The 15004-nt window shown below is 45.4% G+C and carries 6 protein-coding genes; 4 read left to right on the top strand and 2 right to left on the bottom strand.

The window, feature by feature from the left end:
• The first annotated feature begins 107 nt into the window (after positions 1-107).
• Positions 108-3239: a SusC/RagA family TonB-linked outer membrane protein gene (locus BacF7301_RS10535; RefSeq protein WP_167962575.1), complete on the top strand. Its 3132-nt coding sequence runs from the start codon at positions 108-110 to the stop codon at positions 3237-3239.
• 24 nt (positions 3240-3263) lie between these two features.
• Positions 3264-5348 (top strand): RagB/SusD family nutrient uptake outer membrane protein, encoded by a 2085-nt coding sequence (locus BacF7301_RS10530; RefSeq protein WP_167962574.1) that lies wholly within the window; start codon positions 3264-3266, stop codon positions 5346-5348.
• Positions 5349-5851: 503 nt separating this feature from the next.
• On the opposite strand, the gene BacF7301_RS10525 is transcribed toward BacF7301_RS10530, so the two are convergent.
• Together BacF7301_RS10525 and BacF7301_RS10520 are read right to left on the bottom strand one after the other, a co-directional pair.
• On the bottom strand, positions 5852-7942 hold the full coding sequence (locus tag BacF7301_RS10525; RefSeq protein ID WP_167962573.1) for a beta-galactosidase: 2091 nt from the start codon (positions 7940-7942) through the stop codon (positions 5852-5854).
• 150 nt (positions 7943-8092) lie between these two features.
• Positions 8093-10495, bottom strand: coding sequence for a family 43 glycosylhydrolase (locus BacF7301_RS10520; protein ID WP_167962572.1), 2403 nt, complete (start codon positions 10493-10495; stop codon positions 8093-8095).
• A 242-nt stretch (positions 10496-10737) separates the two neighbouring features.
• Here BacF7301_RS10520 and BacF7301_RS10515 point away from each other — a divergent pair, with 242 nt between their 5' ends.
• Both BacF7301_RS10515 and BacF7301_RS10510 read left to right on the top strand, forming a co-directional pair.
• Positions 10738-13614 carry an exo-beta-1,4-galactosidase gene (locus tag BacF7301_RS10515; protein ID WP_167962571.1) on the top strand — a complete coding sequence of 959 codons (2877 nt, stop codon included), beginning with the start codon at positions 10738-10740 and terminating at the stop codon, positions 13612-13614.
• Between the two features lie 133 nt (positions 13615-13747).
• Positions 13748-14986 (top strand): rhamnogalacturonan acetylesterase, encoded by a 1239-nt coding sequence (locus tag BacF7301_RS10510; RefSeq protein WP_167962569.1) that lies wholly within the window; start codon positions 13748-13750, stop codon positions 14984-14986.
• Positions 14987-15004: the final 18 nt, after the last annotated feature.

Here is a 15004-nt window from a genome sequence, read left to right as displayed (position 1 = left end):
CCTCATCGTTGCCTAAAGATAACTTCCTCAATTTTATAACTACTTTATATACAGTGCTTTCATTTCAAATTATGAATCTAACTTTTGTTTAACTTAACAATTAAAGTATGAAAAGCAACAAAAAAGGTAATCACCTGTACGCCTATAAGGATACTATCCGACGGCTATTTTTCTTCACTTTGTTCTCCCTTTTAATAGTTGGAGCCTATGCCCAGAATAAAACGGTCACAGGTACAGTTATTGACTTTACAGGAGAACCGGTCATTGGTGCCAGTGTATTAGTCAATGGAACTACGAATGGTACTATAACAGATTTGGATGGCAAATTTACTCTCTCTAATGTACCGGCTAAAGGTACGATAACTGTTACTTACATAGGATATAAGAAACAAGAAATTTCTGTCGCAGGAAATACCAATTTCAGGATTACGCTTCAAGAAGATTCGGAAACGCTGGATGAAGTAGTAGTTGTAGGATATGGCGTTCAGAAAAAAAGCGATGTGACCGGTGCTATGGCACGGGTTGGAGAAAAAGAGCTGAAAGCAATGCCTGTAAAGAATGCTTTGGAAGGAATGCAAGGAAAAACAGCAGGTGTGGACATCACTTCCAGCCAACGGCCCGGTGAAGTGGGAAATATTAATATTCGCGGACAACGTTCTATCAATGCCGAACAAGGGCCGTTGTATGTTGTTGACGGCATGGTTATTCAAAACGGCGGTATTGAGAATATCAACCCTTCCGATATTGAAGCTATTGATATTCTGAAAGATGCTTCGGCTACGGCTATCTATGGTTCGCGTGGTGCCAACGGTGTCATCCTTGTCACTACTAAAAAAGGAAAACAAGGAAAAGTTACTTTAAACTATTCCGGTACTGTCACCTTTGAAACATTGCATGACGTAACAGAAATGATGTCTGCATCCGAATGGCTGGACTATGCCCGTATAGCTAAATACAATGCAGGTTCCTATGCATCCGCTACTCCGACGTACGAAGCGGATAAAGCAGCCTTCGGCAGTGTAGCCGCTTCCTGGAAAAATATCGACCAGGCATGGTCAAACGGGAATTACGACCCTTCAAAAGTAGGTTCTTACGACTGGGCTTCCCACGGCAAGCAGACCGGAATTACCCATGAACACACATTAAGCGCATCCGGCGGTTCGGATAAGTTCCAAGGTTATGCTTCATTCGGCTATATGGACCAGAAAGGTACACAACCCGGCCAGGCTTATGAACGCTATACCTTAAAGACTTCATTTGACTCAAACCCGGTGGAGTGGTTCAAGATGGGAACTTCCATCAACGCTTCTTACTCTACCCAAGACTACGGTTATAGTTTCTCTAAATCCGTAACCGGTTCCGGTGATTTCTACAGCGCATTGAGAAGCATGATTCCATGGACAGTGCCTTATGATGAAAACAATGAATACATCCGCTATCCGAGTGGTGATGTCAATATCATCAATCCTATCCGTGAACTGGATTATAATACCAATCAGCGTCGTACCTTCCGCGCATCAGCCAGCATGTATTCACAAATAGACTTCGGCAAAATATGGAAGCCGTTGGAAGGCTTGTCCTATCGCATACAATTCGGCCCTGAATTTCAATTCTATACATTGGGAGTTGCCAATGCAGCCGACGGTATCAATGGCGACGGTAATAACGGCGCACAATATAAAAACGAACAGAAACGTGCATGGACATTAGATAACCTTATCTATTACAACAAGACATTAGGCCAGCATAATCTGGGATTGACATTGATGCAATCAGCATCGGCTTACCATTACGAAATGGGAGATATGAGAGCTACCAATGTTGCGTCGGCAGATGAGCTGTGGTATAATATGAGTTCTGCCGGTACACTGAATTCTTTTGGTACAGGCCTGACAGAGACTCAAATGGCATCTTATATGATTCGCATGAACTATGGATATAAAGACAAATACTTATTAACTGCATCTATGCGTTGGGACGGTGCTTCGCAATTGGCCGAAGGACACAAATGGGCGAGCTTCCCTTCTGTAGCCATTGCATGGAGAATGGATCAGGAAGATTTCCTGAAAGATGTCAGTTGGCTTAATCAGTTGAAACTCCGTGTTGGTGTTGGTGTCACAGGTAATGCGGCTATCAAAGCCTACGCTACCAAAGGAGCAATCACCGGCTTATATTACAACTGGGGACAAAATGATTCTTCATTAGGCTATGTACCTTCGGATCCATCCCAGAAAGAACCGGCAAAAATGGCAAACCCGACTTTAGGCTGGGAAAGAACGACCCAATACAATGTCGGTGTTGATTACGGTTTCTTTAACAACCGACTCAGCGGTAGCATTGACGCGTACAAGACCAAGACGAACGATTTGCTGTTGGAAATGACAATTCCTTCATTGACCGGTTATGTTTCCACTTATTCGAATGTAGGCAAGACATCCGGTTGGGGTATTGACCTGCAAATAAACGCAATCCCGGTACAACTGAAAGATTTCTCATGGAGTACAACCCTGACATGGTCTATGGATAGAAACCGGATTGACGAACTATCCAACGGCAGAACGGAAGATGTAAACAACAAATGGTTTGTAGGAGAAGAAATCGGTGTTTATTACGACTGGGTATATGACGGCATATGGAAAACGGAAGAAGCTGAAGAAGCTGCCAAATACGGACGTAAACCGGGACAAATCAAAGTGAAAGATTTGAATAGTGACGATAAGATAGATGCTAATGATGATAAAAAGATTGTAGGTCATGTACGCCCTCGCTGGACAGGCGGTTGGAGCAACACTTTCAATTACAAGAACTTTGAACTATCTTTCTTCATTCTGTCACGCTGGGGATTCACCGTACCACAAGGTGCTGTCACACTTGACGGCCGCTATATGCAACGCAAGGTTGACTACTGGGTAGCGGGAACAAATGAAAATGCAAGATACTACTCACCGGGCTCCAACGGTGAAGGAGCAGATACTTACAACAGCGCCATGAATTACCAAGACGGTTCGTATATCAAAGTGCGTAACATTTCACTAGGTTACAACTTTACTCCGAAACAATTGGGCAAACTAGGTATCAATAACCTGAAATTATATGTTCAGGCAATGAATCCCTTCAATATCTATAAGGCGTGCGATTTTCTGGATACCGATTTAGTGAACTATGACAACAATACCAAAACGTTCGGTTCACCCACTACTTCAAAGAGTTTTGTCATTGGTGTCAATATCGGATTCTAATAAACAATTAAAAGTAAGAACATTATGAAAATAAATAAATTATTATTCGCAGCTATACTAACCAGTGTTATAGGCGGTTCGTTCACTTCGTGCAGCGAATCATTCCTTGACGAAGAGCTAAAGACCCAATATAGTACCGACCGTTTCAAGACACAGGAAGGTCTTGATGAATTAGTAACCGGAGCTTATCAAAAATTGAAATTCAAATTCAATTATATCTGGGGAATCCAATGTTATAACATGGGAGTGGACGAATTTACCGACGCCAACAATGTGATACCGGCATGGAATCATTACAGCCAGGACTTGAATTCTTCAGAAAATGCCGCTAACCAACCGATATGGGATAACTATTACGGATTGGTTGAACCGGCCAATATACTTATCCAGAACTTGCCGCAGTATTACAATACAAGTTCGCCTACTTACAACACCCGTCTGGGAGAAGCCCACTTCCTGAGAGCTTATGCCTATTTCGAACTGGTGAAGCAATTCGGTGGCGTACCCTTGAAACTGGAACCTTCTACAAGTGCGGAAACTTACTTCACACGCAACTCGGAAGAGGAAATATACACTCAGGTAATATCCGACTTCGGAGAAGCATACAGACTGCTGCCGGAACGAGGAGAATCTGTCGGACGTATCAACAAATATGCAGCCGCACATTTCTTGGCAAAAGCACATCTGTTCCGTGCTTCCGAATTGTATAGCGGTTGGAACGGGAATTATATATCTTCCGATTTGGACGCAGTAATCCAGTATGGTTCAGAAGTGGTAGACGCACATCCACTGTGCAACGACTATGTGGAATTATGGGATTACCAGCAGCCAAACGGTGCAAACGAAAAAGTCAGTGAAGTAATCCTGGCTGCCCAATTCTCCAATGACGAATCGACATGGGGACGTTATGGAAACCAAATGCATCTTTATTATCCATCTGTATATCAAGGCAATGATATAGGTGGTTGTAAGCGTGACATTTCCGGTGGACGTGAGTTCTCGTATGTCAGCGCAACAGAATATACCATGCAGGTGTTTGACCGTGTCAACGACTCCCGTTTCTGGAAATCATTCATCACTTGCTATGGAGCCAACGAAACAAAAAGTGCCCCGGAATGGACAGAAGAAGATATGCCTTATGCTCCGGCAGGTGTCAACAAGGGTGACAAGCGTTTCAAAGGCGGTGAACTGGGCATGAAATACATCGTAAACAATCCGGGTGACAACCGATATGAAGAATACCCTAACGCTCCGGCATATACAGCATTGAAAGACGGAAAGATGTGTAACACATATACTTATGTACGTTATTTTAAAGGACAATCCCATAGCTGGAACCTAAGTGAAAAGACCGGCAACTATTACAATATTATCCCGCACAAACGTTCGGTCGCTTTGTCTAAATTCCGTGACGGTTACCGCGTTTCTATCGCTTCACAATTTGGTACTCGTGACGCTATCATTGCCCGTTCGGCTGATGATGTGTTAATGGTTGCCGAGGCTTATATCCGCAAAGGTGAAGCTAGTTATGACAAAGCTATCGAGTGGATTAATAAGTTGCGCGACCGTGCCGGCTATGCTGACAAGGAAGACCGCAGCAAGAATGTAGACGGTGGACAAGCCTATAAGAACAATCCTTACTGTTCAGGAAAAGGTGGCGGTCACTCTGACGAAGGCGCTATTTATTGGAACAAAAACACATACTATGAATCCAATAATATGGAAGGTGCAGAGACTACGGCTTCAACCAAATCAGCGATGAAACTGAATAGCGTGGCAGACGTTTATAATTCAGCCGTTGATACTTCTATTTATAATGAATTAGGTTGTACGTCCAATGCCGAAAAGATGATGTGTTTCTTATTAAACGAACGTACCCGCGAACTTTGCGGTGAATTGCAACGTTGGGAAGATTTAGCCCGTACCAAAACATTGGATACTCGCTGGCATAAATTCAACGACGGTGCTACCCGGGGTATTGGCGAATTCAATCCAAGCAAACATTATTACCGCCCAATCCCACAGGCATTCTTAGACGGTATTACAAATGCAAGCGGCTCTGCCTTGACTAACGATGAAAAGAAAGCGATGCAGAATCCCGGATATTAATCTTAAATAGATATTGTCGATATTGCCACTTATGCATCTTGAATATAAAGGCTTATTCAAGAAATATAAGTGGCAATTCTTTTTATTTGTAATCAACAATAGTTTGTATTACTAATAAACACTTTTGTTGATTTCTAATAAAAGCAATAGCATCCTACAAAATAGAATTTTCGTAAGAATTAATTCATTTCCTTGCAAATATGAGTCAATTATAGCTAATCCTTCTATTAGCAGTTTTTAATCATTTCTTGTCCTATCGAGATGTTTTTAATAGCCTAATGAATTTTCGTTCAACAGTTGTCGAACGGACGTCCTACACATATCGAACTATCGTTCAACAATTGTTGAACGAAAATTTACCTGCTATTGGAAGAAATAAGATAAGCCAAGGAACAGACTAAGAATAGCATAGCAACAACCAATTGTTTGCAATGATAATACATTTAACTCATTTCCGAACGGAAAAAACTATTCAAAGATTAGAATTAGATGTTATTCTATATTCATATTGAAAAGACCAATACGCCAGCCGTGGGAATTTCCGGGATTCCTATCAATGCTTTACTACCTTTCGGCAAGTCGAAAGTATAAGGCTGGTCTGAATAGTTCAGAACAATTCCAAAGCCATTGCGGTATTCAAGGGTTACGCCATAAGGCAAATCCATTACCGGAATATCGAGTTGTGCATATAATTTCTTCAACAGGTCTTTTTCCAGTGCACCGTTATGGCTGTCGACTCCGACATAAGTAATCGTTCCTTTTCCCAATTTACGGAAAGTCACTACGGGGCTTCCTTCGTAAAATTCATTGGTATATGTCGCCCATACTTGTGCATCGGCTGGGGGATTCAGAATTTCTCCCCAAGTGTTCCAAGAATATTCCTTTCCGTTCATGACAACAGTGCCGGGGTCTTCGGGAAGAAGCAAGTCGTAGAAATTCATTTCGTTTCCGGTCAGCGGGGTAATCATAGAGCCGAAAGGGGCTTCCGGCAGACGACCATAACGGTCTTTCTGTGCAGTACGACAGGTAAGGACGAGATTTCCGCCATTCTTCACGTATGTAATCCATTTGTCTACCAATGCTTTATCAGCTAATTGATAGGCCGGGGCGATAACGACCGGGTAATCTGAGAGATTCTTGGCTTCTGAGATAAAATCAACAGGTGCTCCGAAGGATTTTAAAGTACGATAATATTTTTCGATGTGTGCAAAAGTATCCCATGTGCGGTTCTGTTTCTGGCGTTCGATGCTCCAGGAGTTTTCATGATTGAAAAGAATAGCCGTACGACGTGTGGTGTATGCGGCAGGTTTCGTTTCGCGGGGAGAATAGTGCTTGCGGAGTTCGCGAATCTCTTTTATAAAGGTTCCATATTCTCTTCCGCCGGGAGTTACGGTCACTCCGTCCGTGCCTACTATTCCATAATGATATTGCTCTGTGCCGTAGAGAGGCTGACGATAGCGGTAGGTGCAGATAAAATCCCCACCACCGGCAAAGACACTCCACATCCACAGGCGGACTGCTCCCGGAAGCGGTTGGGGATTGATGCCGCCCCAGTTTACCTGTCCCGGCTGAAGTTCCATTACGCCGTAGGTTCCCTGTATAGGACGGAAGAAATCATTTGCCCATGCGATACGCAACGGATTGCCGACACGATAGCCACGACGACCGATACCTTCATTATCTCCATATACCATATAGCGGGTGTAACTCTGAAAGTCAAGGGAAGGGCTACCCCCGATATGTCCTTCGTCATAGTTCGGTATATAGTTGGTAGTAACCCATTGGTTTCTGGCGTATTTCTTGATTAATAGGCATTGTTCGTTCAGGAAATTATTGGTTTGCGTTGCCGCAAAACGGCGGTAGTCCAGGATTTGATGATGATTCATAAACATTTGGGCAGGTTTGGGAAGGGTTATTTCGTCAAAAGACGAATAAGCTTCGCTCCAAAAAGCGGTTCCCCATGCATCGTTCAATTGCCGGATGTTATTATGGTATTTGGCACGAAGGAAATCACGGAAGGCAAGTTCCGCTTTCGGGTTATAGTCGAATTGTACGGCAGGCTCGTTATCGAGTTGCCAGCCGATAATACGGGAGTCATTACCATAATGCTGCGCCAGTTTCTCTATCATTTTATAAGATAGTTCCCGATACAGGGGGGAAGCAAATGATGCGTGCTGGCGGGCGCCGTGGTCGAGGATTGTACCGTCTTCGTTCTTCAGTAGGATTTCGGGATATTTCCTGCTCATCCATACGGGCGGTGTGGCGGTAGAAGTACACATGATTACTTTCAAATCATATTTGGCAGCTAAAGCTACGGCTCTGTCAAGCCAGGCAAAGTCGTAACGCCCCTCTTCGGGTTCCAGTTGCGCCCAGGCAAACTCGGCAAAATGGGTAAACTCAAATCCCAGTTCATGCATTTTCTTGAAGTCACGCTCCCATTGGCTTTCATCCCAGTGTTCGGGATAATAATAGACGCCTGTCAATGTCAAGTCCTTGTCATTAAACCAGGAAGAGGTTTGTGCTGTGGCTGAAAGAGTCAGCAGGCAGGCAGCACAAAAAGCTGCCAGCATTTTACTTTTTATCATATATTTCATAAATTCGATGAGGTTATCGGTGTGATTATTAGTTCAATATTAGTTTTATAAATGGAGAATTAGGCACGGATTACACGGATTTCACGGTTTTTCCTAAATATGTGTGCATATTGCAACAGCGTAATCCGTGTAATCCGTGCCTAAAAATCATCATTTCTCATAGATTTTCCATTCCCATAATCCGGCATCTCCCCTGCGGATATGAAGGCGAAGATAACGGGCTTTGCCGATACCGTTGGCAATATGAGGAGAGCGTACCTGTACTTTTCCTTGTTCGGCGCACGTTTGCCAATGCTTTCCGTCCATTGATTTCTCCAGTCTCCACGTATGTCCTTCGGTGGGGCGGGTAAAGTAGAACTGACATTCGCTGATGTTGCGGATTTCTTTCAAGTCGGCCGTGATATAGGGGCTGCTGTCTGTATCGGCAGCCATCCAGCGGGTTCCATTTGATTCGTCCGCTACATAAGCTGCTTGATATGTATGTGTACGTGTATAGCTTTTCACCGAGCCTTTATCCGGCAAAGGTTGGTTGGGCTGGGTTTCGATATTAACAACGGAAGTTCGGGGAGCTTTCTCGCTGGAAGCATAGAAATGAGCCTGCAAGGCGAGGTTTGTCCGTGTCTCTTGCGGAGTTGCCAGATAGCCGACACCACGTATATCGGGGATTAAAGTCTTAATCGTTCCGTCGTCATTAAACTCCATGCGGTTGGCATACACTTGGCGGGTAGTTCCGCCATCCCCATATTCAAGATAGAGGAAGATATATTCATCCGTTCCTTCATCATAGAACACATTACCGTGTCCCGGCCCCCATACCTGATTCTCGGGAGAGGAAAATAAAAAGATGTCATTGCCTTCCGGCTTCACGAAACCGGTAAGAGGGGATTCACGGCTCATCATATAGGCATTTGCATAATTCTGATGTCCGCTCAACGTATAAATATAGTAATAGATACCTTTGCGCTTGAACAGAACAGGGCCTTCGGAATATCCCTGACGGGGTGTTTTCAGTGACACCGGTTCACCTTCCAAATGAAGCCTGTCCGCAGAAAGGCGTGCCGCATTCCGGCGACGCCAGTAAATATATCCTGTACCGTCATCGTCAATAAAAGGTTCTCCGTCAATATCATCAATGAGAGCCGGGCTGTCAATACCGCCTTCTCCGGGAGCTAAGAGTCCCTTACTGTCAGCCAAGAAGCCCTCTCCGGGAGCAAAAAGCCCCTTACCGTTGGCAAATCGGAAAGGGCCGTCCGGGCGGTCTGCCACAAGCACATACGTCCCCATTTTCTCGTCCGGCTTCACAAAGGTAGTGTACAGATAATATTTGCCGTCCTGTTCAATTACCCGTCCGGGAGCCCAGTAACGGAAATATCCTTTCTTCTTTTCGCCTTTATCATTCGTATATTCATATTCCTTCGACCAGTCGAATCCGCTAATATGAGAGCCTTCAAAGCTCCAGTTCACAAAGTCCTTTGATTTCCATACGACAGGTGTTCCGGCACGGTTCAGACCGTAATCCAAATCGGTCGTTCCATACAGATAATACGTATCACCGAACTTGGCTACGGAAGGGTCTGCCACATTATCGGGAATCAAAGGGTTGTAGTTGCGGTTGGATTTCAGCGCTTCCACTACGGAAATATCGACAGCAAAAGCTGTTCCGTGGCGAATACCCCGCGGAAAGGAAACCTGTTCGGAAACATCTTCCCACGTTCCGCCGTAATCCAACGAACGGACAGCGCCATAACGGTGGTCACGGTATTTATCGAAATAAACATAGAGCGTATCACCTACAAAAAGAGGAGCCGGGCCTTCCGCCCAGTATTTTCCTGTAATGGGTGCAGATACTTTGGTAGGGAATCCTTTCGCTATCTTCTTCGTGCGTGTGACACGCAGATTCTTTTCCGGCGGATTGGAATTTTCGTTTTTCACCACCATTATCAAGTCTTCATGCTTCGGGTCTTTCACAATGGCAGCGTCAATTACGCTGAAATCTGGGTTGAAGAACATCTTTGTCTTTGAGAAAGTGCGGAAGTCTTTCGTCGTTACGTAATATATGCGATGATTCAGCCCCTTTTCACTTTCGCTGGTCGGCACTTCCTTGTGACGACCGGGGATGGTGGTAGCCCAAAAGATATAGTAAGTCTGCGAAGGCTCGTCATAGAACAGTTCGGGCGCCCAACAGTTATGGGCTTCCGGCTCGTGCATCATCACAGGGATGGCTTGCTGTTCACTCCAATGAACCAGGTCGCGGGAAGAGGCATATCCGATAATCCGGTCTGTCCAACTGGAAGTCCATACCATGTGGAATGTTCCGTCCGGAGCCTGGCAGATGCTCGGGTCACGCATTAATTTATCTTTACCGACAGAGGGTGTCAGATAAGAGCGTCCGCCATTCAGAGGCAGCCAGTTCAGACCATCGTAACTGTATGCCAAATGCAGTCCGTCTTTACTGCCATTGATAAAATAAGAAAAGAGATAGGCTTTCTCACCGGCAAAGATTGTCATTACCGACCAAAGGCTGAGAGCTATCCAGACAAATACTTTTTTCATGGTTCCTTTTAAGATTAAAAAGTTTACTTCGCAAATATAGGGCATCTCCCAAACTCCTCAAAGGCAAAGAGCATGGACAATATTTCAAATACATGTAGTTTTGTACACAAACCGCCCTGTACATCCATTTTGATACAATATTCTATGTATCTGTACATCTTTCTATTTACCAAACCCTTAAAAAGCCCTACTTTAGCGGCAGATTTTCAGAAGAAATGAAAAACATATCAATTCTATATATCATGAAACGACTTTTAGTAAGTATTGCTATCGTATTTGCCGCTATACTGACCGCAGTGGGGCAAAATCACTCTTTCAGCTTATCCGGCAAGTGGAACTTCCAGATAGACCGGGAAGATATCGGCATCAGGGAACAATGGTTCAAAAAATCCCTCGACGATTCTATCAACCTGCCCGGCTCCATGCCCGAAAAGCTAAAGGGGGATGAAGTGACCGCCCGCACCCAATGGACGGGAAGCCTCTACGACAGTTCTTACTACTTCAACCCATATATGGAAAAATACAGGATAGAGGGACAAGTGAAACTCCCCTTTTTCCTGACTCCCGACAAACATTATGTAGGCGTAGCCTGGTATCAAAAGAAAGTTACAATCCCTTCCAACTGGAAAGGGGAAAGAATCTCCCTTTTCCTGGAACGTCCGCATATCGAAACCACCGTTTGGGTAAACCAAAAGGAACTCGGTATGCAGAACAGTCTTTGTGTTCCCCACGTCTATGACCTGACTTCTGCAGTCGCCCCCGGAAAGACGTGTCTGATTACTATCCGCATCGACAACCGCATCAAGGAAATCAACGTAGGCCCCGACTCCCACAGTATCACCGACCAGACGCAAGGCAACTGGAACGGTATCGTCGGACGAATCGAATTGCAGGCCACTCCGAAAGTACACTTTGAGAACATTCAAGTATATCCCGATTTGAGCAATCAGAAAGCACTGATACGTATGAATGTGCAGTCCGCCTCTTCCGCCAAAGGAGAAATCACGCTTTCCGCCGAGAGTTTCAACACGGACATCCGGCACAAAGTCGCTCCCGTACAGCAAAGTTTCAGTATCCGTCCGGGAGACAATGCGGTTGAAATGGAACTTCCGATGGGAAAGGATTTCCTGACATGGGATGAGTTCAGCCCTGCACTCTATAAACTGACAGCCACGTTGAGCAACGGCAAACAGACGGATACGAAGCAAGTACAGTTCGGTATGCGCGACTTCAAGATAGAAGGAAAATGGTTCTATGTGAACGGCAGAAAGACAATGCTTCGCGGCACGGTAGAAAACTGTGATTTCCCGTTGACAGGCTATGCGCCGATGGACGTAGCTTCCTGGGAACGGGTATTCCGCATTTGCCGCAGCTACGGGTTGAACCATATGCGTTTCCACTCTTTCTGTCCGCCGGAAGCAGCATTTATCGCTGCCGACCTCGTTGGCTTCTACCTGCAACCGGAAGGGCCGAGCTGGCCGAACCATGGACCGAGACTGGGTAACGGACAGCCGATTGACAAGTATCTGATGGATGAAACGATTGCTCTGACGAAAGAATATGGGAATTACGCTTCTTATTGTATGCTGGCTTGCGGCAATGAGCCTTCCGGTCGTTGGGTGGCATGGGTAAGCAAGTTTGTGGATTATTGGAAAGCGACCGACCCGCGCCATGTATATACGGGAGCTTCCGTAGGAAATAGCTGGCAGTGGCAGCCTCACAATGAGTTTCATGTGAAAGCCGGAGCACGCGGATTGAGTTGGGCAGGTGCCCGTCCAGAAAGCATGTCGGACTACCGTGCAAGGATAGATACAGTGAAACAGCCGTATGTTTCGCATGAGACAGGTCAATGGTGCGTATTCCCTAATTTCAATGAAATCCGTAAATACACCGGGGTCAACAAAGCGAAGAATTTTGAAATCTTCCGGGATATTCTGAATGATAACCATATGGGAAGTCAAAGTTACGACTTTATGATGGCTTCGGGTAAACTTCAGGCTCTCTGCTACAAGCATGAGATTGAAAAGACATTGCGTACCCCCGATTATGCCGGATTCCAGTTGTTGGCTCTCAATGATTATTCCGGTCAGGGAACTGCATTGGTCGGTGTGTTGGACGTATTCTTCGAAGAAAAAGGATATATCAATGCAGAACAGTTCAGACGTTTTTGCAGTCCGACTGTGCCATTGGCGCGTATCCCGAAATTTGTATATGCCAATAACGAAACATTCCATGCCGACATCGAAGTGTCTCATTTCGGGGCAGCTCCTTTGCAGGAAGCAAAAACGGTTTATACTATCAAGGATAAGTTCGGAAAAGTATATGCCCATGGAAGTGTAGGTACTCACAATATACCTATCGGTAATCTCTGTTCTTTGGGTAGTGTAGATATGGATTTAGCAGGAATCACTACTCCGCAGAAACTTAATCTGGAAGTACGTATCGAGGGCAGCGACGCTGTGAACGACTGGGATTTCTGGGTATATCCCGCGCAAGTGGAACTGACACAGGGTGATGTATATACCACGGATACACTGGACGCCAAGGCTTTATCGGTATTGCAGGAAGGCGGAAACGTTTTGATTACGGCAGCCGGAAAGATTCAATACGGCAAAGAAGTCAAACAATACTTTACTCCGGTATTCTGGAACACTTCCTGGTTCAAGATGCGCCCGCCGCACACGACGGGTATCTTCGTGAATGAATATCATCCGCTTTTCCGCCAATTCCCGACGGAATACCACAGCAACCTGCAATGGTGGGAGCTATTGAATAAAGCACAAGTGATGCAGTTCACCGACTTTCCGGCAGAGTTCCAGCCGACTATCCAAAGCATTGATACGTGGTTTATCAGTCGCAAAATAGGAATGTTGTTTGAAGCAAAGGTATTGAACGGAAAGTTGCTGATGACCAGTATGGATATTACTTCACAACCGGAGAAAAGAATCGTTGCCCGGCAGATGCACAAAGCAATCCTGGATTATATGAATTCGGATGCTTTCCGCCCGTCAACGGTAATAACGCCGGAGCAGATACAAACGCTGTTTACTAAAGTAGCGGGAGATGTGAAGTCTTACACCAAAGATTCTCCCGACGAACTGAAACCGAAGATTAACTAAACGGAAATTATCAGGCACGGATTACACAGATTACGCTGTTGCTTTACGGAAAGCATAATTCTGAAAACCGTGAAATCCGTGTAATCCGTGCCTAATATTATCCAATAAACCAATATATATTAACTTATATTATATGAGAACTACTATCATAGGCTTACTACTCTTGGCTACACTAACCGTCAATGCTCAAGAAGAAGTCCGCACCTACCAACTGTCGGACGCACCCCGATATAGCGAAGAGACGGGATACGGATACGACCTCACCGCCACACCCGAAAAAGGAAACAAAGCGCCTTTCTTCTTCTCTGTCCGCGTACCGGATGGAAATTACAAAGTGACCGTTCGTCTCGGAAGCAAGAAGCAGGCAGGAGTGACAACTGTACGGGGAGAATCCCGTCGTCTGTTCGTAGAGAATCTGCCGACAAAAAAAGGCCAGTTCATAGACGAGACGTTTATCATCAACAAGCGGAATCCCCGCATCTCCGAGAAAGAATCCGTGCGCATCAAGGCACGTGAGAAAAAGAAACTGAACTGGGATGATAAATTGACACTGGAATTCAACGGTGACGCACCTGTATGCCAGAGTATCAGTATAGAACCTGCCGACCCGTCGGTTATCACTGTTTTTCTGTGCGGCAACAGCACGGTAGTAGACCAGGATAACGAACCGTGGGCCAGTTGGGGACAGATGATTCCTCACTTCTTCGGAACAGATGTCTGCATTGCCAATTATGCGGAATCCGGCGAATCCGCCAATACCTTTATCGGAGCAGGACGCCTGAAAAAAGCATTGAGCCAAATGAAGAAAGGCGATTATCTCTTTATGGAGTTCGGACATAACGACCAGAAGCAGAAAGGCCCCGGCAAAGGAGCGTATTACTCTTTCATGACCAGTCTGAAAACATTCATTGACGAAGCCCGTGCACGCGGAGCATATCCTGTACTAGTCACTCCCACCCAACGCCGGAGCTTTGACGCGACCGGACATATCCGCGACACGCACGAAAATTACCCGGAAGCCATGCGCTGGCTTGCCGCCAAGGAGAATGTGCCGTTGATTGACCTCAACGAAATGACCCGCACGCTCTATGAAGCCCTCGGCCCCGAAACGTCCAAACGTGCTTTCGTACATTATCCGGCAGGCACTTATCCGGGACAGACTAAGGATTTTGCCGACAACACCCACTTCAATCCTTACGGGGCTTATCAGATAGCCCAATGTGTGATTGAAGGAATGAAGAAAGCTGTCCCCGAACTGGCGAAGCATCTGAAAATCGACCCGGCATACGACCCGGCACACCCGGATGACGTGAATACATTCCATTGGAACGAATCACCTTTCACAGAGATAGAGAAACCGGACGGAAATTAAAGAATCCCAATATTGACC

The organism is Bacteroides faecium, assembly GCF_012113595.1.
Classification (GTDB): domain Bacteria; phylum Bacteroidota; class Bacteroidia; order Bacteroidales; family Bacteroidaceae; genus Bacteroides; species Bacteroides faecium.
The sequence above is the reverse complement of the archived record's forward strand: the minus strand, read 5'-3'. Positions and strand labels throughout refer to the sequence as shown.

What these genes read in the sequence shown, in the direction of transcription:
- BacF7301_RS10535 (WP_167962575.1), top strand. Translation starts at nt 108, where the DNA reads ATGAAAAGCAACAAAAAAGGTAATCACCTGTACGCCTATAAGGATACT.
- BacF7301_RS10520 (WP_167962572.1), bottom strand. Translation starts at nt 10,495, where the DNA reads ATGAAAAAAGTATTTGTCTGGATAGCTCTCAGCCTTTGGTCGGTAATG.
- BacF7301_RS10530 (WP_167962574.1), top strand. Translation starts at nt 3,264, where the DNA reads ATGAAAATAAATAAATTATTATTCGCAGCTATACTAACCAGTGTTATA.
- BacF7301_RS10510 (WP_167962569.1), top strand. Translation starts at nt 13,748, where the DNA reads ATGAGAACTACTATCATAGGCTTACTACTCTTGGCTACACTAACCGTC.
- BacF7301_RS10525 (WP_167962573.1), bottom strand. Translation starts at nt 7,942, where the DNA reads ATGAAATATATGATAAAAAGTAAAATGCTGGCAGCTTTTTGTGCTGCC.
- BacF7301_RS10515 (WP_167962571.1), top strand. Translation starts at nt 10,738, where the DNA reads ATGAAACGACTTTTAGTAAGTATTGCTATCGTATTTGCCGCTATACTG.